Annotated in this window: 28 protein-coding genes and 1 pseudogene; 24 read left to right on the top strand and 5 right to left on the bottom strand. The window is 41.4% G+C overall.

Annotated elements, in window-relative coordinates:
- Window positions 1-239: 239 nt before the first annotated feature.
- The 3 genes from fbpC to EDC41_RS00015 form a co-directional block, all read right to left on the bottom strand.
- Complete coding sequence (gene fbpC, locus EDC41_RS00005; RefSeq protein ID WP_006251521.1) at window positions 240-1289, bottom strand: ferric ABC transporter ATP-binding protein; 1050 nt, start codon at window positions 1287-1289, stop codon at window positions 240-242.
- Between the two features lie 97 nt (window positions 1290-1386).
- Complete coding sequence (locus tag EDC41_RS00010) at window positions 1387-3423, bottom strand: ABC transporter permease (RefSeq protein WP_006251520.1); 2037 nt, start codon at window positions 3421-3423, stop codon at window positions 1387-1389.
- A gap of 67 nt (window positions 3424-3490) precedes the next feature.
- The gene (locus EDC41_RS00015) at window positions 3491-4525 is read right to left on the bottom strand and encodes an ABC transporter substrate-binding protein (protein ID WP_006251519.1); all 1035 of its coding nucleotides are present in this window, start codon (window positions 4523-4525) and stop codon (window positions 3491-3493) included.
- A gap of 254 nt (window positions 4526-4779) precedes the next feature.
- Between EDC41_RS00015 and EDC41_RS00020 the strand changes: the two genes are divergently transcribed.
- The 22 genes from EDC41_RS00020 (at window position 4780) to gntR (ending at window position 18856) form a co-directional block, all read left to right on the top strand.
- Window positions 4780-4950, top strand: a complete 171-nt coding sequence (locus tag EDC41_RS00020) for a glycine zipper 2TM domain-containing protein (RefSeq protein ID WP_370501622.1) — start codon at window positions 4780-4782, stop codon at window positions 4948-4950.
- Window positions 4951-5106: 156 nt separating this feature from the next.
- Window positions 5107-5868, top strand: coding sequence for a DeoR/GlpR family DNA-binding transcription regulator (locus tag EDC41_RS00025; RefSeq protein ID WP_006251516.1), 762 nt, complete (start codon window positions 5107-5109; stop codon window positions 5866-5868).
- A 47-nt stretch (window positions 5869-5915) separates the two neighbouring features.
- Window positions 5916-7751 (top strand): glutamine--fructose-6-phosphate transaminase (isomerizing), encoded by a 1836-nt coding sequence (glmS, locus tag EDC41_RS00030; protein WP_020831013.1) that lies wholly within the window; start codon window positions 5916-5918, stop codon window positions 7749-7751.
- Between the two features lie 222 nt (window positions 7752-7973).
- Window positions 7974-8345, top strand: a complete 372-nt coding sequence (rplN, locus tag EDC41_RS00035) for a 50S ribosomal protein L14 (RefSeq protein WP_005711998.1) — start codon at window positions 7974-7976, stop codon at window positions 8343-8345.
- 10 nt (window positions 8346-8355) lie between these two features.
- On the top strand, window positions 8356-8667 hold the full coding sequence (rplX, locus tag EDC41_RS00040) for a 50S ribosomal protein L24 (RefSeq protein ID WP_006251514.1): 312 nt from the start codon (window positions 8356-8358) through the stop codon (window positions 8665-8667).
- Between the two features lie 17 nt (window positions 8668-8684).
- Window positions 8685-9224, top strand: a complete 540-nt coding sequence (rplE, locus tag EDC41_RS00045; RefSeq protein ID WP_006250027.1) for a 50S ribosomal protein L5 — start codon at window positions 8685-8687, stop codon at window positions 9222-9224.
- Between the two features lie 11 nt (window positions 9225-9235).
- Complete coding sequence (gene rpsN, locus EDC41_RS00050) at window positions 9236-9541, top strand: 30S ribosomal protein S14 (protein ID WP_006251512.1); 306 nt, start codon at window positions 9236-9238, stop codon at window positions 9539-9541.
- Window positions 9542-9577: 36 nt separating this feature from the next.
- On the top strand, window positions 9578-9970 hold the full coding sequence (rpsH, locus tag EDC41_RS00055) for a 30S ribosomal protein S8 (RefSeq protein WP_006250025.1): 393 nt from the start codon (window positions 9578-9580) through the stop codon (window positions 9968-9970).
- A gap of 16 nt (window positions 9971-9986) precedes the next feature.
- The gene (gene rplF / locus EDC41_RS00060; protein WP_006250024.1) at window positions 9987-10520 is read left to right on the top strand and encodes a 50S ribosomal protein L6; all 534 of its coding nucleotides are present in this window, start codon (window positions 9987-9989) and stop codon (window positions 10518-10520) included.
- Between the two features lie 14 nt (window positions 10521-10534).
- Complete coding sequence (gene rplR, locus EDC41_RS00065; RefSeq protein WP_006250023.1) at window positions 10535-10888, top strand: 50S ribosomal protein L18; 354 nt, start codon at window positions 10535-10537, stop codon at window positions 10886-10888.
- Window positions 10889-10902: 14 nt separating this feature from the next.
- On the top strand, window positions 10903-11403 hold the full coding sequence (rpsE, locus tag EDC41_RS00070) for a 30S ribosomal protein S5 (RefSeq protein ID WP_005705945.1): 501 nt from the start codon (window positions 10903-10905) through the stop codon (window positions 11401-11403).
- Window positions 11404-11409: 6 nt separating this feature from the next.
- Entirely contained in the window at window positions 11410-11586 is a 177-nt protein-coding gene (gene rpmD / locus EDC41_RS00075; RefSeq protein ID WP_006250021.1) for a 50S ribosomal protein L30, read from the top strand.
- A gap of 4 nt (window positions 11587-11590) precedes the next feature.
- Window positions 11591-12025: a 50S ribosomal protein L15 gene (gene rplO, locus EDC41_RS00080; RefSeq protein ID WP_006250020.1), complete on the top strand. Its 435-nt coding sequence runs from the start codon at window positions 11591-11593 to the stop codon at window positions 12023-12025.
- Between the two features lie 2 nt (window positions 12026-12027).
- Complete coding sequence (gene secY / locus EDC41_RS00085) at window positions 12028-13347, top strand: preprotein translocase subunit SecY (protein ID WP_006251510.1); 1320 nt, start codon at window positions 12028-12030, stop codon at window positions 13345-13347.
- A 24-nt stretch (window positions 13348-13371) separates the two neighbouring features.
- Complete coding sequence (rpmJ, locus tag EDC41_RS00090; RefSeq protein ID WP_006250018.1) at window positions 13372-13485, top strand: 50S ribosomal protein L36; 114 nt, start codon at window positions 13372-13374, stop codon at window positions 13483-13485.
- 137 nt (window positions 13486-13622) lie between these two features.
- Window positions 13623-13979, top strand: coding sequence for a 30S ribosomal protein S13 (rpsM, locus tag EDC41_RS00095; RefSeq protein ID WP_005599322.1), 357 nt, complete (start codon window positions 13623-13625; stop codon window positions 13977-13979).
- 16 nt (window positions 13980-13995) lie between these two features.
- A complete protein-coding gene (rpsK, locus tag EDC41_RS00100) occupies window positions 13996-14385 on the top strand; it encodes a 30S ribosomal protein S11 (RefSeq protein ID WP_005705959.1) in 390 nt (129 codons plus the stop codon).
- 28 nt (window positions 14386-14413) lie between these two features.
- The gene (gene rpsD, locus EDC41_RS00105) at window positions 14414-15040 is read left to right on the top strand and encodes a 30S ribosomal protein S4 (protein WP_006250017.1); all 627 of its coding nucleotides are present in this window, start codon (window positions 14414-14416) and stop codon (window positions 15038-15040) included.
- A gap of 30 nt (window positions 15041-15070) precedes the next feature.
- Window positions 15071-16060 (top strand): DNA-directed RNA polymerase subunit alpha, encoded by a 990-nt coding sequence (locus tag EDC41_RS00110; RefSeq protein WP_006250016.1) that lies wholly within the window; start codon window positions 15071-15073, stop codon window positions 16058-16060.
- Window positions 16061-16095: 35 nt separating this feature from the next.
- Window positions 16096-16482, top strand: a complete 387-nt coding sequence (gene rplQ, locus EDC41_RS00115) for a 50S ribosomal protein L17 (RefSeq protein ID WP_006251509.1) — start codon at window positions 16096-16098, stop codon at window positions 16480-16482.
- Window positions 16483-16604: 122 nt separating this feature from the next.
- Window positions 16605-17765, top strand: a complete 1161-nt coding sequence (locus tag EDC41_RS00120; protein ID WP_006251508.1) for a XylR family transcriptional regulator — start codon at window positions 16605-16607, stop codon at window positions 17763-17765.
- 92 nt (window positions 17766-17857) lie between these two features.
- Window positions 17858-18856, top strand: coding sequence for a gluconate operon transcriptional repressor GntR (gene gntR / locus EDC41_RS00125; RefSeq protein ID WP_006251507.1), 999 nt, complete (start codon window positions 17858-17860; stop codon window positions 18854-18856).
- Window positions 18857-18909: 53 nt separating this feature from the next.
- Here the strand turns inward: gntR and EDC41_RS00130 are convergent, their stop codons facing one another.
- Window positions 18910-19425, bottom strand: coding sequence for a gluconokinase (locus EDC41_RS00130; RefSeq protein ID WP_006252857.1), 516 nt, complete (start codon window positions 19423-19425; stop codon window positions 18910-18912).
- 186 nt (window positions 19426-19611) lie between these two features.
- Here EDC41_RS00130 and EDC41_RS00135 point away from each other — a divergent pair, with 186 nt between their 5' ends.
- A complete protein-coding gene (locus tag EDC41_RS00135; RefSeq protein ID WP_020831014.1) occupies window positions 19612-20961 on the top strand; it encodes a GntP family permease in 1350 nt (449 codons plus the stop codon).
- A gap of 84 nt (window positions 20962-21045) precedes the next feature.
- On the opposite strand, the pseudogene hypT reads toward EDC41_RS00135, so the two are convergent.
- A pseudogene (gene hypT / locus EDC41_RS00140) lies at window positions 21046-21954 on the bottom strand (hypochlorite stress DNA-binding transcriptional regulator HypT).
- A 215-nt stretch (window positions 21955-22169) separates the two neighbouring features.
- On the opposite strand from hypT, the gene cuyB reads away from it, so the two are divergent.
- Complete coding sequence (gene cuyB / locus EDC41_RS00145) at window positions 22170-22865, top strand: cysteate racemase (protein ID WP_006251503.1); 696 nt, start codon at window positions 22170-22172, stop codon at window positions 22863-22865.
- Window positions 22866-22875: the final 10 nt, after the last annotated feature.

Below are 22875 nucleotides of genomic sequence, written 5' to 3' on the forward strand. Positions count from 1 at the left end.
AAATCATCAAATAATTAAGATTGTTTGATAAAGCGAAAAGCTAAATAAAAACTAGAAAGAGGCATATCGAAAGGTATGCCTCTTTTACTTTTATGCCGATTAAGCCAGCCATATCATTGCATTTGCAAAAAATCGGCAAGAAAAGACCGCTTGTCATCAAGAGATTTTGCATGCGGCCTATTTTTCTCAAAATTGCTAAATAGTTATAACTACCTTCCTCTTAATTTAGTATAAATTCGTTATAGCTCTTTCTTTAAAAGAAAAACCCCTTGTTCGATAAAATGTACATAAGCCTGTTTGATATGAGGGTAAAAATTTTCAGGTTTAGTGTTGACTAATAAATCTTTCCCTTCCCATTCAGCTATAATTTCCCAATGATTTCCCATATAAACTGCATTTTTAATTTTACAGAGTTGACTTATATTTCCTTGTTCAGCTAAATGAATAGCTTCTGGACGAATGCCAACTAAGCATTCCCCATCGGGTAACTCAAATTGTTCAGCATTTGATAACGTAAATTGATATCCATTTATATTAATTTGGTTGCCAGCTATCGTGCCTTCAAAAATGCTGCTTTCACCCATAAAATTTGCTAAGAATAAAGAATTAGGGCGAAGGTATAACTCTTTGGCTGGAGCTTTTTGCATAATTTTTCCCTTGTTCATCACAATTACTTCATCTGAAACCGCAAAGGCTTCGGACTGATCGTGAGTCACATAAAGGGAAGTAATGTTTAAACGTTGCTGTAATTCACGGATTTTCTCCCGCATTGAACGGCGTAAGTTAGCGTCAAGGTTACTCAGCGGTTCATCGAACAGTAGCACTTTCGGTTTCAGAATTAAGGCACGGGCGAGGGCGACACGTTGTTGCTGTCCGCCGGAGATTTGATCGACAAAGCGATCTTCAAAACCGCCTAAATCCACCAATTCCAACGCCTCTTTCACTCGTTGCAGCCGTTTTTCTTTCGGTACGCCCTGCATTTTCAAGCCGTAGCCGACATTATCGCCAATCGACATATGCGGAAACAGAGCGTAAGACTGGAACACAATGCAAATATCACGGTGCTGGATCGAACTTTGGGTCACATCTTTGCCATCAATAAAAATCTGCCCCGAAGTTGGGTTTTCCAGCCCAGCCACCAAACGTAGCACCGTGGTTTTTCCGCAACCAGACGGCCCAAGTAAGGTCACCATTTTGCCTTGCGGAATGCTGAGGTTGAGGTTGTCAATGACCGTTACCTTGCCAAAAGATTTGGTGACGTTTTTTAAAACTAAGAAATCGTTGTTCATATATTGTCCTTTTAATTATATCCCTCTCTCTGAAAAATACTTCTGAACGAAGTATTTTGCTGTCTCTCTCCCATAAAGGGAGAGAGTAGATGTCTTTTTACATTTTTTTCGCCTTAGAACGGGCGATACGGGTGTCGCCGACAATCCAGTCAAAAATCAGGATAATCGCCATCATCACCACAATTAAAATAGAGCCGTAGGCAATCGCAATGCCATATTCGCCGTCTTCCACACGGTTAAGAATGTAGGAGGTTGCCACACGGGTGTCGGCAGTGACTAAGAACACAATCGCACTCACGGTGGTCATTGCTCGCACAAAGCTGGTGACGAGGGCGGAGAGCAGAGCCGGTTTGAGCAGCGGTAACACCACAAACAGCATTGTTTTGAACGAACCGGCTTTCAGCGAGAGCGAGGCTTCGTCCAGTGATTTATCTAACTGCCTCAAGCCGGCAATCGCCGCCCGCATACCCACCGGCATATTCCGCATTACCATTGAGAGAATAATGATCATACCGGTGCCGGTTAAGTAAATCGGGGCATCGTTAAAGGCAAGAATGTAAGAGACGCCTGCCACCGTTCCCGGCACGGCAAAGCAGAGCAGGGTTAAAAACTCTAGGGTTTTCTTGCCTTTGAAATCACGCCGAACCGTCACATAGGCGATCAGCAAGCCAAATAGGGCGGTAATTGGAGCGGCGGCAGCAGCGAAAATCACGGTTTGAATTAACGAAGGGAAACCACCATCGCTAAACCCTTGCCCGAACAGCTTGATATAGTTATCAAGGGTTAAGGTATAATCCACGCCCCAGTTCACGGTGAAACTACCGTAGAAAATACTGCCATATAGCACTAAATTGAACGTTCCCCAGAACAATAAAGTGCAAATAATCAGCCATTTCATACCGCTTGGTAAGTCTTGCACATCGCCCCGATAGGATTTGCCCGACACCGTCACATAAGAGCGGTTGCCGATCCAGAGGTATTGGATCACGAAAATGGCTAGGGAGAATACCAGCAAAATTGCCCCGAGTGTGCTGGCGGAGGCGTAATCCAGTTGGGAGCCGGCGATGTAGAAGTAGATTTGGGTTGCAATCACATCAAAACTGCCGCCCAACACCAACGGCGTACTGAAATCGGCAAGGGATTGGATCGCCACCACCAAAAAGGAGTTTGCCAACGCCGGTTTTAACAATGGGAAAATGATGTTAAAAAAGGCTTGATAGCGATTGGAGCGCAGGGTGTAAGCCGCCTCTTCCACCGATGGGTGAATGGATTTCAATGCCCCTTCCAAAATCATAAACGACATTGGCGTGAGAGCGAGGGTATGGGCGATCACAATACCGGTGAAACCGTACAGCCAGTTGTTGGCAAAGCCGAAATAGTCCACTAGAAATTCAGTCACATAACCGGAACGCCCAAGCATTAGGGTTACGCCTAAACCGACTACAAACGGTGGTGTGACGATGGGCAAAATCGAGAAAATCCGCCCGATAAACGCTGAGCGTTTGGCAATTCGGGTGGTGTAGAGGGCAAACGCCAAGCCGAATAGGGTGGAGAGAACGCCGACTGTGCCGGCAACCGAGAGCGAGTTGCCAATGACCCGAACGACATAAGGTTGTTGCAAAATCGTTAGCACTTGGCTTGGCACAAATTCCGAGCCGTTGTAGAACATCGACACAAAAATGGCGATGGTCGGATATACAATAAAAAAGAAAATCAGCAGAATAATGCTCAGTAACGAGCCGATAATAAAACGGTCACCCTGCATTACTTTAAGCGTGGCTAAATTCTGGGTTGCAAGCCCCATAATGGCAATAATCAACGGCAACACCGCATAACCAAGACTGATTTTCAGCACAATCGCCGACAGGAAAATAAAGGCGAATAGTACGCCCAACCCGACTAATTCCAGCTTGGCTCTGGTTTTGCAAGCGGTCGAATTTGGCAATAAAAATACCAAAAGCGGTAAAAACCACGCCCAAGTAATGTTGATACTCGACCAACCCATTGCGGCGAGCAGTTCGTCAGAGGTTGAGTCAAACAGCCCGTAATCTAAGGCTTTGGACGGTAATAAGAGAAAGCCGAGTAACCCGATAAACACCCAAACAAGCGGTCGGGAAAAGGAAAAATTCTGCATAACACCTCACAGATTTTTATAATGAGAGAGGGGATAATCACTTATCCCCTCAGTGGAAAGATCAACCCTATTTCGCTAATTTTACTTCATTTACCCATTTATCGATCAAGCGTTTACGCTCTTCGCTTGAGCCATATTTCTCAAAATCATAATTGATTAAGTTTAAGTTTTTCGGATCGAGGGCGTAAGGCGAGGCTTCGGCGGTGGTGTTGGTTAATACTTGGAACGCATTGCCTTTTTGCCAAGAGAGTTCTTGAGCCTCTTTAGAAAGCGACCAATCCACGAACAGTTTGGCATTATCAAGGTTTCTTGCTCCTTTGAGGATACTCACGCCACCTAATTCGTAGCCTGTACCGTCTGTTGGGGCGGTCATTTCAATATTAGCACCGTTTTTCTTCTCGATAGCATAGTCGTGTAAGAAACCGATACCGATGGTGGTTTCACCACGGGCAGTGTTGCGAGCCGGTGTGATGCCGGATTTGGTATATTGCGAAATGTTTTTATGCAATTTGCGGAAATAGTCGAAGGCTTTCTCTTCGCCCCAAAGTTGCACGAAAGTCGCAATTGCTGTATAAGCTGTGCCGGAGCTTTGCGGATCGGCAATTTGGATTTCACCGGCTAGGCGAGGGTCTAACAATTCTTCCCAAGTGCTAGGTACTTTTTCAATGCCGAGTTTTTTCAAACGGTCTAAATTCACGCCGTAACCTAAAATCCCCATATACACAGCGGAGGAGTAGTTGCCTTTTAGTTTTGCCGGATCACGGAATTTTTCGATAATTTGTTCGAGGTTTGGCGATTTATACGGCTCTAACAAGCCCATTTCTGCCGCTTGTGAATGTGGGTCTAGCGTGCCACCATACCATACATCGGCTTGGGGATTGTTTTTCTCAGCCTCAATTTTCGCCAGTGTGCTGCCTGAACCGTTACGCACAAAAGCCACTTTAACATCGTATTTCTTGCCGAATGCTTGCACTTCTTGCTCACAAAGTTCGTTGGCCGCACTACAATAAACGGTTAAGCGACCTTCTGCTAATACAGAGTTGGAAAAGGCTGAGCCGAGTAATAAAGTCGAGAGTGCTAAAGATAATTTTTTCAGTTTCATTTTTATTTCCTTGATGAGTTATCGCATAGATTGCTACACAATATAGCAAGAAATGTCATGAAATTCTGTGAGCGAGCTCACAGTTCAATCAACAAGCGGCCTAAATTGTGAAAAAATTTGCAATTCATAGGTGGTAGTAGTTGAACCTTTCTAAATAAATTAAATCTTATAGCATAGCCAAGAATATTGGCTTATTTGAAATTGATTAATTATGAGGGATTATTATGAAATCTATTTTGAAAGTTGTTGGTGCAATGGTATTAATGGTTGCTGTGTCTGGCTGTAACAATATGACAAAAACGCAACGTAATACTGCAATCGGTGCAGCAATTGGCGGTGTGGCTGGTCACGCGATTGGTGAATCTACCGGTGCAACTTTAGGTGGTGCCGCACTTGGTGGCGTGATTGGTAGCCAAATCAAATAATTGCAAAAAATTTCAAGAAATCAACCGCTTGTAAATCAATATTACAAGCGGTTTTATTTTGTATAGATTTTGTAAATTTTGCATTTTCTGCTTTTCTTTTCGCGAGCTTTCTTTATAATGCAAAAGTTTTGAAACGAAATTTAAGTGAAGATTACAATGTCAAAACGTAACACGCAACAACGCCGCCATTTAATTGTTCAAATGGTACAAGAGAAAAATGAAGTGAGTGTAGATGAACTCGCTCATTTCTTTGAGACGTCTGAAGTTACGATTAGAAAAGATTTAACCGCTTTGGAAGAAAGTGGTTTTTTATTGCGTAAGTATGGTGGGGCGGTAAAAATTCCATCGGAAATGATGGAAGAAGCGTTTATTGAGCAACTTTCGATTCAAAAGAAAATGATTGCTCAAGCCGCACGTGATTGTATTCGTGATCATAATCGCATCATTATTGACAGCGGCAGCACGACCGGAGCTTTGGTAAAAGCATTGAACCAAACCGGCTTGGTGGTGATGACAAATTCGCTGAATTTAGCGGCGGAATTGACTTCCCTTGAATGCGAACCAACAGTGTTGATGACCGGTGGTACGTGGGATAGCCGTTCTGAGTCCTTTCAAGGCAAAGTAGCAGAACAGGTATTGCGTTCATATGATTTCGATCAGCTTTTTATTGGTGCGGACGGTTTAGATTTGGCTCGAGGCACGACTACCTTTAATGAATTAGTTGGCTTAAGTCAGGTGATGGCAGAAGTGAGCCGTGAAGTGATTGTGTTAATTGAATCGCAAAAAATCGGTCGGAAAATGCCGAATATTGAATTGGAATGGCAAAATATTACCAAAATTATTACCGACAGTCAATTAAGTTTTGAAACGAAAGAACAAATCGAAAAAATGGGTGTCGAAGTGGTTATTGCAAAATAGCAGTAGCTCAAATGAATCTTTAAACTTAAACATAGGAAAGCAAATTTATGTGTGGAATTGTAGGTGCAGTAGCACAACGTGATATCGCAGAAATCTTGGTTGATGGTTTACATCGCTTAGAATACCGTGGATATGACTCTGCTGGTGTAGCAGTATTAAATGCAGATGATAAAACAATGCAAATTGTACGCCGTGTCGGTAAAGTCCAAGCCTTAGATGAGGCGTTAGACACTAAGCCACTATTAGGCGGCACTGGGATCGCACACACTCGCTGGGCAACGCACGGCGAGCCGTCAGAAACTAATGCTCACCCACACCGCAGCGGCAAAATTGCAGTAGTTCATAACGGGATTATCGAAAACTACGAAGAGTTAAAAATAGTGTTACAAGAGCGTGGTTATGTGTTCCAATCTCAAACCGATACCGAAGTCATTGCTCATTTAGTTGAATGGGAATTGCGTTCTGCTTCTTCATTATTAGAAGCGGTACAAAAAACCGTGGTGCAACTGCGTGGTGCTTACGGCACAGTGGTATTAAATGAAGAAGAGCCGGAGCATTTAATTGTGGCTCGCTCAGGCAGCCCGTTAGTGATTGGTTACGGTGTAGGCGAGAACTTCCTTGCTTCAGACCCACTTGCATTATTAAGCGTAACTCGCCGTTTTGCTTATCTAGAAGAAGGTGATGTAGCCGAAATTACCCGTCGCACAGTGGATATTTACGACCGTGAAGGCAACAAGGTAGAGCGTGAAATTCACGAAGGCAATTTTGAGGCAGACGCGGCAGATAAAGGACAATATCGTCACTATATGCAAAAAGAGATTTTTGAGCAGCCGGTTGCGATTATGAATACCTTAGATGGTCGTATCAAAGACGGTAAAGTAGATATTTCAGCCATTGCACCGAATGCGGCAGAGATTTTATCGAAAGTAGAACACGTGCAAATTGTGGCTTGTGGAACCTCTTACAATGCTGGTATGGTTTCACGTTATTGGTTTGAATCCATTGCAGGCGTGAGCTGTGATGTGGAAATTGCCTCCGAATTCCGTTACCGTAAATTCGTTACTCGCCCGAACAGCTTATTAATCACGCTTTCACAATCAGGTGAAACCGCAGATACGTTAGCTGCACTGCGTTTAGCGAAAGAATCTGGCTATATGGCGGCAATGACGGTGTGTAATGTGGCAAGTTCTTCATTAGTGCGTGAATCCGATTTTGCATTCTTAACCAAAGCTGGTGTTGAAATTGGTGTAGCATCAACCAAAGCATTCACTACTCAATTAACTTGCTTATTGTTATTAAATGTGGCGATTGGACGCTTACAAGGCAGAATGAGTGAAGAGCAAGAACACCATATCGTGCAATCTTTACAACGCTTACCAGCACAAATTGAAAGTGCGTTAGTGTTCGATAAACAAATCGAAAAATTATCGGAAGATTTTGCGGATAAACACCACACATTGTTCTTAGGTCGTGGAGAATATTACCCGATTGCGATGGAATCTGCATTGAAATTAAAAGAGATTTCATATATTCACGCAGAAGCTTATGCCGCAGGCGAGTTAAAACACGGCCCGTTAGCATTAATTGATAGCGATATGCCGGTAGTGGTGGTAGCACCGGAAAATGACTTGCTTGAGAAAGTGAAATCCAATATTGAAGAAGTGCGTGCAAGAGGCGGTCAGTTATATGTGTTTGCCGATCACGATGCAGGTTTTGAAGAAGCAGAAGGCTTCAAAACGATTGTAATGCCGAAAGTTGATGAAGTAACCGCACCGATTTTCTACACCGTGCCGTTACAACTACTTTCATATCACATTGCCTTAATCAAAGGAACGGACGTTGACCAACCTCGTAACCTTGCAAAAGCGGTGACTGTAGAGTAATGTTAGTTAAACCCCAAGATATCTTGGGGTTTTTATATGAGTTATAGGACAGTTTATTGATAGTTGAAACAATTTATAAATAAGCTTACTTAAACTATTAAATTAGCTTAAAAATTCACTTGATTAACTAGTGGTTTTTGTAGTATATTTTGCACCCTATTTATATTTGTATAAATAGGTTCGTCCCGAAAGGGTGTTTTTTTATTTTAACGGAGCACTAATATGATCCAAGAACAGACTATGCTGGATGTTGCTGATAACTCAGGGGCTCGTAGCGTAATGTGTATCAAGGTTCTAGGTGGATCGCACCGTCGTTACGCTGCTATTGGCGATATCATTAAAGTTACTGTAAAAGAAGCAATTCCACGCGGTAAAGTGAAAAAAGGTGATGTGTTAAAAGCAGTTGTTGTGCGCACCAAGAAGGGTGTTCGTCGCCCAGATGGCGCAGTTATTCGTTTCGATGGCAATGCTTGTGTAATTTTAAACAATAACACTGAGCAACCAATCGGTACTCGTATTTTTGGACCGGTGACTCGTGAACTTCGTTCTGAGAAGTTTATGAAAATCATCTCTTTAGCTCCAGAAGTACTATAAGGAGAATGTAATGGCTGCAAAAATCCGTCAAAACGATGAAGTAATTGTTCTTACCGGTAAAGATAAGGGCAAACGTGGTAAGGTAACTAAAGTGTTACCAAATGGTAAAGTTTTTGTTGAGGGTATCAACATCATCACTAAACACGAAAAACCAGTTCCTGCATTAGGCAAAGCTGGTGGTTTAGTGAAGAAAGAAGCTGCAATCGATGTTTCAAACGTTGCGATCTTCAACCTTGAAACCAACAAAGCTGACCGTGTAGGATTTAGATTCGAAGATGGCAAAAAAGTGCGTTTCTTCAAATCTAGCGAGAAAACAATTTAATTAACTGGAGTAATGTGATGGCGAAACTGCATGATTACTACAGAGATACAGTAGTTAATGAATTAAAAGCAAAATTCAACTACTCATCTGTCATGCAAGTCCCACGAATCGAAAAGATTACCCTTAACATGGGTGTGGGTGAAGCATTGACCGACAAAAAACTGTTAGATAACGCAGTAGCGGATTTAGCAGCAATCAGCGGTCAAAAACCTTTAGTAACTAAAGCTCGCAAATCTGTTGCAGGCTTTAAAATCCGTCAAGGGTATCCAATCGGCTGCAAAGTAACCCTACGTGGTGAACGTATGTGGGAATTCTTTGAAAGATTGATTACTATCGCTGTTCCACGTATTCGTGACTTCCGCGGTTTAAACGCTAAGTCATTCGATGGTCGTGGTAATTACAGTATGGGTGTTCGTGAACAAATCATTTTCCCTGAAATCGACTACGATAAAGTAGATCGTGTTCGTGGTTTAGATATTACTATCACCACCTCAGCGAAAACTGATGAAGAAGGTCAAGCTTTATTAGCTGCTTTCAATTTCCCATTCCGTAAATAAGGTAGGTTATCGTGGCAAAACAATCAATGATCGCACGCGATGTAAAACGTGCTAAATTAGCTGATAAATTCTACGCAAAACGTGAAGAATTAAAGAAAATCATCTCTGATGTGAATGCATCTGATGAAGACCGTTGGGCAGCAGTGTTAAAATTACAAACACTTCCTCGTGATTCTAGCCCAGTCCGTCAGCGTAATCGTTGCCGCCAAACTGGTCGTCCACATGGCGTACTTCGTAAGTTTGGTTTAAGCCGTATTAAGGTTCGTGAAGCTGCTATGCGCGGTGAAATTCCGGGTCTTAAGAAGGCAAGCTGGTAATAACCTCTTTTAATTTGGAATCATGGGAGTAAATACATGAGCATGCAAGATCCAATCGCAGATATGCTGACCCGTATTCGTAACGGTCAAGCTGCGAACAAAGTTGCAATCAGTATGCCTTCATCTAAGTTAAAAGTTGCTATTGCAAATGTTTTAGCTGAAGAAGGTTATATCGAAAGCGTTAAAGTTGTTGAAGGTGTTAAACCTGAACTGGAAATTACTTTAAAATATTTCCAAAACAAACCGGTTGTAGAAAGTATCCAACGTGTGAGCCGTCCGGGTCTGCGTATTTATAAACGTAAAGACGAATTACCAAAAGTAATGGGTGGTTTAGGTATCGCAGTTGTTTCTACATCTAAAGGTGTAATGACCGACCGTGCTGCGCGTCAAGCGGGCCTCGGCGGTGAAATTATCTGTTACGTAGCATAATAGAGAGGTAGGAAAAATGTCTCGTGTTGCAAAAGCACCTGTTAATATTCCTGCCGGTGTTGAGGTAAAACTTAACGGTCAGCTATTAACAGTTAAAGGTAAAAACGGCGAGTTATCTCGTGAAATTCACAATGCAGTTGAAGTAAAACAAGAAGCAGATGCATTAACTTTCGCTCCACGTGAAGGTATCGCTAATGCAGATGCTCAAGCAGGTACTGCTCGTGCACTAGTAAATAATATGGTAATCGGGGTTACTGAAGGCTTTACTAAGAAATTGCAATTAGTGGGTGTTGGTTATAGAGCACAAATGAAAGGCAATGCTGTTGCTTTAAGTTTAGGTTTCTCTCACCCAGTAGAACACACGTTGCCAGCAGGCGTAACTGGTGAATGTCCATCACAAACAGAAATTATTCTGAAAAGTGCTGACAAACAGTTAATTGGTCAAGTGGCAGCAGATATTCGTGCATATCGCAAACCTGAACCTTATAAAGGTAAAGGTGTACGTTACTCTGATGAAGTAGTGCGTACAAAAGAAGCGAAGAAAAAGTAAAGTAAGGTAACACTATGGATAAGAAAGTAGCTCGTATCCGTCGTGCAAGCCGTGCACGTCATTTAATGAGAGAGCAAGGTGCAACACGTTTAGTTGTGCATCGCACACCTCGCCATATCTATGCGCAGGTGATTGCACCTAATGGCTCAGAAGTACTAGCAGCAGCTTCAACTGTTGAAAAAGTAATTAAAGAGCAAGTTAAATATACCGGCAATAAAGAAGCCGCAGCAGTAGTGGGTAAAATCGTTGCTGAGCGTGCAATTGCCAAAGGTATTAAAGCGGTTGCTTTTGACCGTTCTGGTTTTAAATACCACGGTCGTGTGCAATCATTAGCAGATGCTGCTCGTGAAGCTGGTCTACAGTTCTAATAGAGGAATTTGAGATGTCAAACATCGAAAAACAAGCTGGTGAACTGCAGGAAAAGCTAATCGCGGTTAACCGTGTTTCAAAAACCGTAAAAGGTGGTCGTATTATGAGTTTCACTGCTTTAACAGTAGTGGGCGATGGTAACGGTCGTGTAGGTTTTGGTTACGGTAAAGCACGTGAAGTTCCAGCAGCAATCCAAAAAGCGATGGAAAAAGCTCGTCGCAATATGATTAATGTAGCTTTAAATGAAGGTACATTACAACATCCAGTTAAAGGTTCACATACAGGTTCACGCGTATTTATGCAACCAGCAAGTGAAGGTACAGGTATCATCGCTGGTGGTGCAATGCGTGCAGTATTAGAAGTTGCGGGTGTTCGTAACGTTCTTTCTAAAGCGTATGGTTCAACTAACCCAATTAACGTTGTTCGTGCAACAATCGATGCACTTGAGAACATGAAATCACCTGAAATGGTTGCTGCAAAACGTGGCAAAACAGTTGAAGAAATTTTGGGGTAATTGGATATGGCAAAAATTAAAGTAACTCAAACTCGTAGCTCTATCGCTCGTTTACCGAAACATAAAGCAACGTTAAAAGGCTTAGGTCTTCGTCATATTCGTCATACTGTAGAACTTGAAGATACACCAGCAGTGCGTGGTATGATCAATCAAGTGTCTTATATGGTTAAAGTAGAGGAGTAATAGAATGCGTTTAAATTCTCTTTCTCCAGCTGAAGGTGCTAAGCACAGTGCAAAACGTCTAGGTCGTGGTATTGGTTCTGGTTTAGGTAAAACTGGTGGGCGCGGTCATAAAGGTCAAAAATCTCGTACAGGCGGCGGTGTTCGTCGTGGTTTCGAGGGTGGTCAAATGCCTTTATATCGTCGTTTGCCAAAATTTGGTTTTACTTCATTAAAATCATTCCATGTGGCTGAAATTCGTTTAAACGACTTAGCTAAAGTAGATGGCAACGAAGTAACTTTAGAGACATTAAAAGCAGCAAACATCATTACTAAAGATATTTTATCTGCTAAAGTAATTTTAGCAGGCAAAATTGAAAGAGCAGTAGTTGTTAAAGGCTTACGTGTAACTAAAGGCGCTAAAGCTGCTATTGAAGCTGCTGGCGGTTCTATCGAGGAATAAAGATGGCAAAGCAACCAGGGTACCAAGGTAGTACACAAAAAGGGACTGGCGAGCTTAAATCAAGACTATTGTTTGTTTTAGGTGCGTTAATCGTTTTCCGTATCGGTTCTTTTATACCTGTTCCTGGCATTGATGCTTCTGTATTATCCGAATTAATTCGACAACAGCAAGGCACCATCATTGATATGTTTAATATGTTCTCTGGTGGTGCTTTAAGCCGTGCATCTATATTTGCACTAGGTATTATGCCTTATATTTCAGCGTCAATTATTATCCAATTATTGACAGCGATTCACCCACCTCTAGCTGAATTAAAGAAAGAAGGTGAAGCAGGTCGTCGGAAAATCAGTAAATATACACGCTATGGCACACTGTTATTAGCATTTATTCAATCTATTGGTATTTCACTAGCCCTACCGAATATGGTACATGGATTAGTTCCTAATCCAAGTATATTATTCTATGTAACTTCTGTAGTAAGCTTAGTGACGGGAACAATGTTCCTAATGTGGCTAGGCGAACAAATCACTGAGCGTGGTATCGGAAACGGTATCTCATTGATTATTTTTGCAGGTATTGTTGCAGATCTTCCAGCAACGATAGGGCAGACAATTGAACAAGCCCGTCAAGGTGAGTTATCATTTATCGTCTTACTACTAGTTGCAATAATTGCATTTGCAGTAACTTATTTTGTTGTTTTTGTTGAACGTGGACAAAGAAGAATAGTTGTAAACTATGCAAGTCGCCAACAAGGTCGAATGATGGCGCCTGCAAGAACTTCTCACTTACCATTAAAAGTGAATATGGCAGGGGTAATACCGGCAATTTTTGCTTCAAGTATTATTTTATTCCCGGCAAGTATTACTCAATGGTTTGGTCAAAGCGAAGGATTTGAGTGGTTATTTAACCTTTCACAACTATTACAGCCAGGTCAACCACTGTATGTTGTATTATTCACAATGGCAGTGATTTTCTTTGCTTTCTTTTATACAGGAATGCAGTATAATCCTCGTGATACAGCGGATAATCTTAAGAAATCAGGTGCGTTTGTACCAGGTTACCGACCAGGCGAACAAACATCTCGTTATATCGATAAAGTAATGACACGTTTAACCTTAATTGGTGCGTTATATATTGCTTTTGTTTGTTTGGTTCCTTACATCATTACGTCGTTATGGAAGGTGCCATTCCAATTAGGTGGTACATCATTATTGATTGTAGTGGTTGTTATTATGGATTTCATCGCACAGGTTCAGAGTCATTTAATGTCTCAACAATATGATTCTGTGTTGAAGAAAGCTAACTTAAAAGGTCTAAATTAATAGGCCGTTAATAAAGGATAAGCAATGAAAGTTCGTGCTTCAGTAAAAAGAATGTGCCGTAATTGTAAAGTAATCAAACGTGAAGGTGTGGTTCGTGTAATTTGTAGCGATCCTAAACACAAACAACGTCAAGGTTAATTTACGCATATTTCTTGCAAAGAACCCGCTGAGCAGTTATACTGCTCAGCTCATTCGTCCTGATATACTGTTTGAGTATCCTGAAACGGGCTTTTCAAGATCAGTATATCAATAAACTTAAATAATAGGAGTGCATAGTGGCCCGTATTGCAGGCATTAACATTCCTGATCAAAAACACACTGTAATCGCATTAACTGCAATTTACGGTATCGGTAAAACTCGTGCAAAAGCCATCTGTGCTGCAACGGGTATTGCCGAAGATGTAAAGATCAGAGAATTGTCTGAAGAGCAGATTGAAAAACTGCGTGAAGAAGTTGGTAAATTTACTGTCGAAGGGGATTTACGTCGTGAAGTAACTTTAAGCATCAAACGTCTTTTAGACTTAGGTTGCTACCGTGGTTTACGTCATCGTCGTAGTTTACCGGTACGTGGTCAACGTACTAAGACTAATGCGCGTACCCGTAAAGGTCCACGCAAACCGATCAAAAAATAGTCGGAGTAGATAAATAATGGCTAAAACACCAGTTCGCGCACGTAAGCGCGTAAAAAAACAGATTGCAGATGGCGTAGCTCATATCCACGCATCTTTCAATAACACAATCGTTACTATTACTGACCGCCAAGGTAATGCTCTAGCTTGGGCAACTGCAGGTGGTTCAGGTTTCCGTGGTTCTCGTAAATCGACTCCATTCGCTGCTCAAGTTGCTGCAGAGCGTTGTGCAGAAATGGTTAAAGAGTTTGGTTTAAAGAATTTGGAAGTTATGGTTAAAGGACCGGGTCCAGGTCGTGAGTCAACAATCCGTGCATTAAATGCAGCAGGTTTCCGTATCACGAATATTACTGATGTGACTCCGATTCCACATAACGGTTGTCGTCCACCGAAAAAACGTCGTGTTTAATTGACGTTAAAAGAATTGGAGAAAGAAAATGGCAAGATATTTGGGTCCTAAGCTCAAGCTAAGCCGTCGTGAAGGTACTGATTTATTCTTAAAATCAGGCGTTCGTGCGATTGAATCAAAATGTAGAAATAGACTTGATGTAGCGCCTGGTCAACATGGTGCTCGCAAGCCACGTTTATCTGACTATGGTAGTCAGTTACGTGAAAAACAAAAAGTTCGCCGTATTTATGGTATCTTAGAGCGTCAATTCCGTAATTATTATACAGAAGCGAACCGCTTAAAAGGTAATACCGGTGAAAACTTACTAGTATTATTGGAAGGTCGTTTAGATAACGTAGTTTATCGTATGGGTTTTGCAGCAACACGTGCAGAAGCACGTCAGCTTGTTAGCCATAAATCAATCGTAGTAAACGGTCGTGTAGTAAACATTCCTTCATTCCAAGTTTCTGTTGATGATGTTGTTGCTGTTCGTGAAAAATCGAAAAAACAAGCACGTATTAAAGCATCATTAGAATTAGCAACTCAACGTGAAAAACCAACTTGGTTAGAAGTTGATGCAACTAAAATGGAAGGCGTATTTAAACGTCGTCCAGAGCGTTCTGATCTATCAGCAGATATTAATGAACATCTGATCGTTGAGCTTTACTCTAAATAATAGTTAGCTTAACCGCAAAGAGAGGAAAAAATGCAGGGTTCTGTGACAGAATTTTTAAAGCCGCACTTAGTAAATATTGAACAAGTTAGTTCAACTCATGCTAAAGTGACATTAGAGCCGTTAGAACGTGGTTTTGGCCATACATTAGGTAACGCACTTCGCCGCATTTTACTTTCATCTATGCCGGGTTGTGCAGTTACTGAAGTTGAAATTGATGGTGTACTACATGAGTACAGCAGCAAAGAAGGCGTTCAGGAAGATATTCTTGAGGTATTATTAAACCTTAAAGGTCTAGCGGTAAAAGTGCAAAATAAAGATGATATTATTTTGACACTAAATAAATCTGGAATTGGCCCTGTAACTGCAGCCGACATCACACACGATGGCGATGTAGAAATTGTGAATCCTGATCACGTAATCTGTCATTTAACAGATAAGAATGCGTCAATTAATATGCGCATTCGTGTTCAACGTGGTCGAGGTTATGTTCCTGCATCAGCACGTCTTCATACTCAAAACGATGACCGTCCTATCGGTCGTTTATTAGTAGATGCACGTTTTTCACCTGTAGATCGCATTGCTTACAATGTCGAAGCTGCTCGTGTTGAACAACGTACAGACTTAGATAAACTCGTTATTGAGATGGAAACTAACGGAACGTTAGATCCTGAAGAAGCTATCCGTCGTGCTGCAACGATTTTAGCAGAACAACTTGCTGCATTCGTTGATTTGCGTGATGTTCGTCAACCTGAAGTGAAAGAAGAAAAACCGGAATTTGATCCTATTCTTCTTCGTCCAGTAGATGACCTAGAGCTGACAGTTCGTTCTGCTAACTGTTTGAAAGCAGAGACAATTCACTATATCGGTGATTTAGTACAACGTACAGAAGTTGAACTTCTTAAAACCCCGAACTTGGGTAAAAAATCTCTTACAGAGATTAAGGATGTTCTTGCTTCTCGTGGTTTATCACTCGGTATGCGCCTTGAAAACTGGCCACCTGCAAGTATTGCAGAAGACTAGTTTTTCGGTATAGATTTTCTAAGAAGGAATAGGTTATGCGCCATCGTAAGAGTGGACGTCAATTAAACCGTAACAGCAGCCATCGCCAAGCGATGTTCCGTAATATGGCAAGTGCGCTTGTTGAACACGAAATCATCAAGACAACTTTACCAAAAGCGAAAGAGTTACGCCGTGTAGTTGAGCCGTTAATTACTTTAGCTAAAGCAGACAGCGTTGCAAATCGCCGTTTAGCTTTTGCCCGTACACGCAACGTTGATACAGTTGCTAAATTATTCAATGAATTAGGTCCACGTTTTGCACAACGTGCGGGTGGTTACACTCGCATCTTAAAATGTGGTTTCCGTGCAGGTGATAATGCTCCAATGGCTTACATTGAGTTAGTGGATCGCCCAGATGTTGCAACTGAAGCAGCTGCGGAATAATCTTAATCAAAATTGAGCTTAAAACCCCAGTAGAAGTACTGGGGTTTTATTCTTTTATTCGCTTTGATCAAAAAATAATTTTATTTTATAGTTACTTTTGAAAGTGGGTACTGGAGGAAGTAATGATAGAACAATCTTATAAAATTGCCTTACTTTTTAATGCTAACAAAATTTATGACAGGGGAGTAATGCAAGGCATCGGGCAGTTTATTCAAGCCTCACAATGTACTTGGGATATTTTTGTGGAAGACGATTTTGTCTATCATAAAAACAGTATCGAAAGCCTGTTGATTGACGGTATTATTGCCGATTTTGACGATTTAGAAACGGTCGAGTTGCTTAAAGATATTGATGTCCCGATTGTGGCGGTAGGTGGTTCTTACCAAAACTCCGACTATTACCCTAATCTTCCTTATGTTGCCACCGATAATTACGCCTTAATTGAGGCTGCATTTTTGCATCTAAAACAGAAAGGTATAGATCAATTTGCATTTTACGGCTATCCGGCAGAAACGGAAAAACACTGGGCGATAGAACGCCAAAATGCCTTTATTCAGTTGATGGAAAAATACGAACATCAGCCGAATTGCTATATTGGCGATCAATTCCATTCAGACAACTGGGTGGAATTACAAGCTAAATTAGGCGAGTGGTTGCAAACTTTACCACCTCATACTGGTATTATTGCGGTAACTGATGCAAGGGCAAGACATCTACTTCAAACCTGCGAGCATTTAAAAATTGCTGTACCTGAACAACTTTGCGTGATCGGCATTGATAATGAAGAGCTGATTCAATACCTCTCTCGGGTTTCGCTTTCTTCAGTTACACAGGGAACATCGCAAATTGGTTATCACGCCGCGAAATTACTGTATCGTAAATTAAATAATTTACCCGTTTCTCTTAAGCCGATTTTAATTCCACCGGTAAAAGTTGAGGAGCGCCGTTCTACCGATTACCGATCTTTACAAGACCCAATGGTAATTCAAGCTATGCACTTTATTCGTCATCGAGCATGTCAAGGTATTAAAGTAGAGCAAGTGCTGGATCATCTCAAAGTTTCCCGCTCTAATCTCGAACAACGTTTTAAAGAGGAAATGAATAAGACGATTCACCAAGTGATTCACGAAGAAAAATTAGCAAGAGCAAAATATATGCTCAAATTTACCGAGATTTCGACCCAAGAAATTGCCAATGTGTGTGGTTATCCCTCTTTACAATATTTCTATGCCGTGTTTAAAAAAGAATTTGGCAAAACGCCGAAAGAGTTCAGGCAAGAGTAGTAACAAGCGGTTAATTTCACCGAATATTTTGCAATTATTGCCTTATCTTCAGTTATAATCAGCAAAATTAAATTTTTTCGTTATCTATTCCAATGAGTAAACCGAAACGCCCAACTTTGCAAGACATCGCCTCTCATCTCGGCATCACTAAAATGACGGTTAGCCGTTTTTTGCGAGATCCAAACACGGTTGCCAAAGAAACCGGCGAACGGATTGCACAAGCGATTGAGCTGTTTGGCTATATCCCAAACCGTGCACCGGATATTCTCTCTAATGCCAAAAGTCGAGCGATTGGCGTGCTGGTTCCCTCGCTTACCAACCAAGTGTTTGCTGATGTGATTAAAGGCATTGAGCAGATTACCGACCAAGCCGGCTACCAAACTATGCTTGCCCACTATGGTTACAGCGAGCAGAAGGAAGAACAGCGGATTGAGTCGCTGCTTTCGTACAATATTGACGGCATTATTTTATCGGAAAATCACCACTCGCCCCGCACCTTGAAAATGCTGGAGGTGGCGAATATTCCGGTAATAGAGATAATGGAAAGTGGTGAATGTGGGATTCAGCAAGCGGTTGGATTTGACAATATTTCTGCGGCTCAAGCGATGGTAGAAACAATGATTCATCGAGGCTGCCGACAGGTGGTGTATTTCGGGGCGAGAATGGATAAACGCTCTCAGCTGAAAATGCAGGGCTACGAACAGGCAATGCTCAAACACGGCTTAAGCCCACACAGCATTACTACTGCAGAGCATTCTTCTTTCACGCTTGGCGCAAGCCAGCTAAAACAAGCTTTGGAGCAAATTCCACAACTGGACGGCATTTTTTGCACTAATGACGACTTGGCAATCGGTGCATTATTTGAGTGTCAACGGTTAGGCATTAATGTGCCGCAGCAGATTAAAATCGCAGGCTTTCACGGCCACGATGTTGGGCAATCCCTCACGCCACAGCTTGCCAGCGTAATGACGCCCCGCCTTGAAATGGGCAGAGTTGCCGCCCAAGAACTCCTCGACCGCATTCACGGCGTACCGCAACAAAGCCCAATAATTAACTTGGGCTATCACATTCATTTGGGGGAAAGTGTGTAGGAAAGGCAAGCGGTTAAATTTGCAAAAAAATCTGCAAAATCAACAGCTTGTGATTAAATCAACGGCTCAGCAGCCTTTATGCAACGCTCTACAACCTCATCAAAACTGCCGTCAATATCAATAAAAATCACATCTGGCTCGTCTGCTTGTGGAATTTCCAGTGTATTGAACTGACTTTGGAGCATTTCCGGTTTCATAAAATGCCCTTTACGTTGTTGCATTCGAGCCAGCACCAGATCAAATGAGCCGTGAAGGAATAGAAATGTCACATCGGCATTGCCTTGTCGGATCTGGTCTCGGTACTTTTTCTTCAATGCTGAGCAGACGATAATCCCTTTTTCGCTTTTTTGTTCAAAACTGAACACTGCATCGTTAATCCGCTCCAACCACGGTGTGCGATCTGCATCATTGAGTGGCGTGCCACTTGCCATTTTCAGTATATTGGCACGAGGGTGTAAGTCGTCCCCATCAATCAATTTTATTCCCAACCGCTGTGCGACTGCCGTTCCCACGCTGGTTTTGCCGGTGCTGGACACGCCCATCAAAATAAATGCTTTGCCGTTTGCCATTGAATTTCCTTGTGTTACTGGTAACGTTAACTTAGCCGTTAATGTAACAGGTTATGCTGAAAAATCATCTGCTATTTCCAGAAAACTTGAAGTAGATCACATTTTTAAAATAAAAGCCCTGCAACCGTTTACTCTAAACTGCTTTTGGGTTATGTTACCGATAACAATTCAACCTTAGGAGATCCTATGTTACTGTTCATTATGTTTGCTGCCATCATTTTATTGCTGGTGCTGATTATGAAATTTAAAGTCCACGCTTTTGTGGCATTGATTATTGTGAGCCTGCTCACTGCATTAGCTGCCGGTATTCCGGTGGATAAAATCCTGCCAACTTTGTTAAACGGCTTTGGCAGCACGCTTGCTTCAGTGGCGTTACTGGTCGGGCTTGGGGCGATGATTGGTCGCTTGCTTGAAATCACCGGTGGTGCAAAAGTGCTTGCCGATACGCTTATCAATAAATTCGGTAAAGAGAAAGCACCCTTTACATTGGGTGTTGCCTCGCTGTTATTCGGCTTCCCTATTTTCTTTGATGCCGGCTTGGTGGTGATGTTGCCGATTATTTTTAGTGTGGCGAAACAGTTCGGTGGCTCGGTATTGCGTTATGCGTTTCCGTCTGCCGGTGCGTTTGCGGTAATGCACGCTTTTCTACCGCCACACCCCGGCCCGGTGGCCTCCGGCGATCTGCTTGGTGTAAATATGGGGCTGTTAGTCTTGGTGGGCTTGGTTTGTGCAATCCCAACGTGGTATATCGGCACTTATCTGTTCAGCCAATTTATCAGCAAACGCATTCACGTTGATCTACCGAAAGCCTTTTTAAACGGCTTATCGGCAAACGAAATGGCAGTGCAAAATCCGCCAAGTTTCGGCAAGGTACTCACGGTGTTGGTGCTGCCGATTATCCTGATTTTGTTTGATACCGGCTTGAATACCCTCTCGGTTGCCAAAGTGATTGATGGCAGTGAAATGTGGGTGCAGAGCCTTCGCTTAATCGGCAAAACCCCTGTTGCTTTACTGATTACCTTAATTGTGGCGATTATGCTGTTGCGGGATAATCGCAGTTTCGACCAAATCGAAAAAATCTGTAACAATGCCCTTGGCCCAATCTGCTCGATTGTCTTAGTGACCGGTGCTGGCGGAATGTTTGGTGGCGTGTTGCGTGCCAGCGGGATTGGCGATGTGTTATCGGAAATGATGAAAGACACCGGAATGCCGATTGTGGTGGCTGCCTTTATTATTGCCACCGTTTTCCGTGTTGCACAAGGCTCGGCAACGGTTGCCTTAACCACCACAGCGGCGTTAATTGCACCAACTGTCGCAGCAGCCACCGATTTAAGCCAGTTCGACCTCTGCTTTATCGTGATTGCCATTGCCTCTGGTGCTACCGTGCTTTCCCACGTCAATGACTCCGGTTTCTGGCTGATGAGCCGTTTCCTCGAAATGGACGAAAAAACCACCCTCAAAACCTGGACAATGCTTGAAACCTCCATCGGTTTAACCGGTTTTGCCTGTGCATTGATTGGCAGCTGGTTACTCTAATTCCAACCCTGACAAGCGGTCTGTTTTCTTCTAAAATTTGCAAAATTTGGCAGAGAATCGACCGCTTTTTCTTATTATAGAATGTTAGGGTTTATTTAATATATCTTCATTTATAAACTGAATATTTTGTAAATTATTCCAAAACCTTTCTGCTGCATTATTTAGTCTCGTATTCATTCTGTAAATATAACCTTTTATTGGAATAACTAATTCATTTTTGTCTAGTATGATTACTTTTTTATTGTGTAATTCTTCACTAATAGAATATTCAGGGAGCCATGCAATGCCTTGATGATTTAGTACCATATTTTTTAATAATTAAGACATTGATGAAATAAATTTTGTTTTTAATTGAATCGTATTAGCTAACTTTCTATTCACTAAGCGTCCCATATAGGAATTTGGTGTATAATTTAATAATGGTATGTTTTTATCGTTTAAACTAAATAATGCAGATCCTGTAATGTCTATTGGGGAAATAGGGTAAAGTTTAGATTGCATTATTTCTAAAGACATAAAGGGTGGTTGCATTAATTTTTCATCATAAAATGAAAAAATAAAATCGCTTTTCCCTTCAATTAGAGTATTTACTGTTTGGTCAACATCGATTGCTTCAACGGAATAAATAAAATTTTCATTTGTTTGTGATAATTTCTTAATTAATTTGGGCATAATAGAAAGAGAGAGGGAATGAGCCACCGCAAATTTAATATTAGGTAAGTTACAATTATGTCCTAATAATTCATCTAGATTATTCTGTAATTGTTGTAATAAGTTTCGCGTTTGTGAATGAAATAGCTTACCTTGTTCTGTGAGTTGTAATGGAATAGAGGTACGATCAAATAACTTCACTCCCACAACTTCTTCTAAAGCTAAAATACGTCTGCTAAATGCAGATTGTGACAAATTTCTTTTTTCTGCTGCCTGAGAAAAATGGCGACATTCTTCTAGCGTTAAGAAATCTTCTAACCATTTTGTTTCTATGTTTTTCATATCCTAACCAATGCAAATTTCGCATTATGATTTCATTAAATGCATTAAATCTATATTTGATATATTAGTATTTTATTGATTTTAAAGATTTTTTTTCTATCTATAAAGAGCTTTGTTGCATTTTTTGCATACTGATTCGATTTATTGCATTTCTTTTTTGCATAACTTGTTTGTATAAGTCATCGCAGTAAATTAAATCTTATAAGGAGAAGTGTATGGCAAGAAATATTATTGGCATTTTAGGTGGAATGGGACCTGCAGCAACAGCAGATATGTTCCAAAAATTTATCCGCTTAACACCAGCTGATTGTGATCAAGCTCATATTCCATTATTGATTTCCTCTATTCCCGACATACCAGATAGAACTCGCTATATTTTAGCAAATGGAGAGAATCCGGCTCCGGTAATGGAAAAATATATTGAAGGGCTTGAGAGTGCAGGGGCAACCTGCATCATTATTGCATGTAATACTGCACATTATTGGTTTGAACACTTGAAGGCCAAAAGTCAGGTAGAGATGCTAAGTATGATTGATTGTGTGGTTGATGAGGTTTTGAAGTGTGGAAAACGGCGGGTTGGATTGTTGGCAACTGATGCAACTTTGGCGGTAGAACTATACAAAAAACAGCTTGAAGCACAAGGACTGACTTTTATTTGCCCGACAGAAAATGGTCAAAAGGCAGTAATGGATAGTATCTATTTATTAAAATCAGGTGAGTTAGAGAAAGCCACAGAGCTAATGTTACAACAACGTGATGAACTCATTCGTTTAGGTGCAGAAGTAATTATTTTAGGTTGTACAGAAGTACCTATTATTTTAGCTCAAGAAATAGAGCGTGAGCCAATGCGTTATGTAGATTCAACGTTGGTATTGGTTAAAAAAGCAATTGATTGGTATCAAACTCATTAATTTAAGGAGA

This window comes from Mannheimia haemolytica (assembly GCF_004342115.1).
GTDB lineage: Bacteria > Pseudomonadota > Gammaproteobacteria > Enterobacterales > Pasteurellaceae > Mannheimia > Mannheimia haemolytica.

What these genes read in the sequence shown, in the direction of transcription:
- rpmD (WP_006250021.1), top strand. Translation starts at nt 11,410, where the DNA reads ATGGCAAAAATTAAAGTAACTCAAACTCGTAGCTCTATCGCTCGTTTA.
- secY (WP_006251510.1), top strand. Translation starts at nt 12,028, where the DNA reads ATGGCAAAGCAACCAGGGTACCAAGGTAGTACACAAAAAGGGACTGGC.
- EDC41_RS00120 (WP_006251508.1), top strand. Translation starts at nt 16,605, where the DNA reads ATGATAGAACAATCTTATAAAATTGCCTTACTTTTTAATGCTAACAAA.
- rpsE (WP_005705945.1), top strand. Translation starts at nt 10,903, where the DNA reads ATGTCAAACATCGAAAAACAAGCTGGTGAACTGCAGGAAAAGCTAATC.
- EDC41_RS00135 (WP_020831014.1), top strand. Translation starts at nt 19,612, where the DNA reads ATGTTACTGTTCATTATGTTTGCTGCCATCATTTTATTGCTGGTGCTG.
- EDC41_RS00020 (WP_370501622.1), top strand. Translation starts at nt 4,780, where the DNA reads ATGGTATTAATGGTTGCTGTGTCTGGCTGTAACAATATGACAAAAACG.
- rpsK (WP_005705959.1), top strand. Translation starts at nt 13,996, where the DNA reads ATGGCTAAAACACCAGTTCGCGCACGTAAGCGCGTAAAAAAACAGATT.
- EDC41_RS00130 (WP_006252857.1), bottom strand. Translation starts at nt 19,425, where the DNA reads ATGGCAAACGGCAAAGCATTTATTTTGATGGGCGTGTCCAGCACCGGC.
- cuyB (WP_006251503.1), top strand. Translation starts at nt 22,170, where the DNA reads ATGGCAAGAAATATTATTGGCATTTTAGGTGGAATGGGACCTGCAGCA.
- gntR (WP_006251507.1), top strand. Translation starts at nt 17,858, where the DNA reads ATGAGTAAACCGAAACGCCCAACTTTGCAAGACATCGCCTCTCATCTC.
- EDC41_RS00015 (WP_006251519.1), bottom strand. Translation starts at nt 4,525, where the DNA reads ATGAAACTGAAAAAATTATCTTTAGCACTCTCGACTTTATTACTCGGC.
- fbpC (WP_006251521.1), bottom strand. Translation starts at nt 1,289, where the DNA reads ATGAACAACGATTTCTTAGTTTTAAAAAACGTCACCAAATCTTTTGGC.
- rplR (WP_006250023.1), top strand. Translation starts at nt 10,535, where the DNA reads ATGGATAAGAAAGTAGCTCGTATCCGTCGTGCAAGCCGTGCACGTCAT.
- rpsD (WP_006250017.1), top strand. Translation starts at nt 14,414, where the DNA reads ATGGCAAGATATTTGGGTCCTAAGCTCAAGCTAAGCCGTCGTGAAGGT.
- rpmJ (WP_006250018.1), top strand. Translation starts at nt 13,372, where the DNA reads ATGAAAGTTCGTGCTTCAGTAAAAAGAATGTGCCGTAATTGTAAAGTA.
- EDC41_RS00010 (WP_006251520.1), bottom strand. Translation starts at nt 3,423, where the DNA reads ATGCAGAATTTTTCCTTTTCCCGACCGCTTGTTTGGGTGTTTATCGGG.
- rplE (WP_006250027.1), top strand. Translation starts at nt 8,685, where the DNA reads ATGGCGAAACTGCATGATTACTACAGAGATACAGTAGTTAATGAATTA.
- rplX (WP_006251514.1), top strand. Translation starts at nt 8,356, where the DNA reads ATGGCTGCAAAAATCCGTCAAAACGATGAAGTAATTGTTCTTACCGGT.
- EDC41_RS00025 (WP_006251516.1), top strand. Translation starts at nt 5,107, where the DNA reads ATGTCAAAACGTAACACGCAACAACGCCGCCATTTAATTGTTCAAATG.
- glmS (WP_020831013.1), top strand. Translation starts at nt 5,916, where the DNA reads ATGTGTGGAATTGTAGGTGCAGTAGCACAACGTGATATCGCAGAAATC.
- rplN (WP_005711998.1), top strand. Translation starts at nt 7,974, where the DNA reads ATGATCCAAGAACAGACTATGCTGGATGTTGCTGATAACTCAGGGGCT.
- rplO (WP_006250020.1), top strand. Translation starts at nt 11,591, where the DNA reads ATGCGTTTAAATTCTCTTTCTCCAGCTGAAGGTGCTAAGCACAGTGCA.
- rplF (WP_006250024.1), top strand. Translation starts at nt 9,987, where the DNA reads ATGTCTCGTGTTGCAAAAGCACCTGTTAATATTCCTGCCGGTGTTGAG.
- rplQ (WP_006251509.1), top strand. Translation starts at nt 16,096, where the DNA reads ATGCGCCATCGTAAGAGTGGACGTCAATTAAACCGTAACAGCAGCCAT.
- EDC41_RS00110 (WP_006250016.1), top strand. Translation starts at nt 15,071, where the DNA reads ATGCAGGGTTCTGTGACAGAATTTTTAAAGCCGCACTTAGTAAATATT.
- rpsH (WP_006250025.1), top strand. Translation starts at nt 9,578, where the DNA reads ATGAGCATGCAAGATCCAATCGCAGATATGCTGACCCGTATTCGTAAC.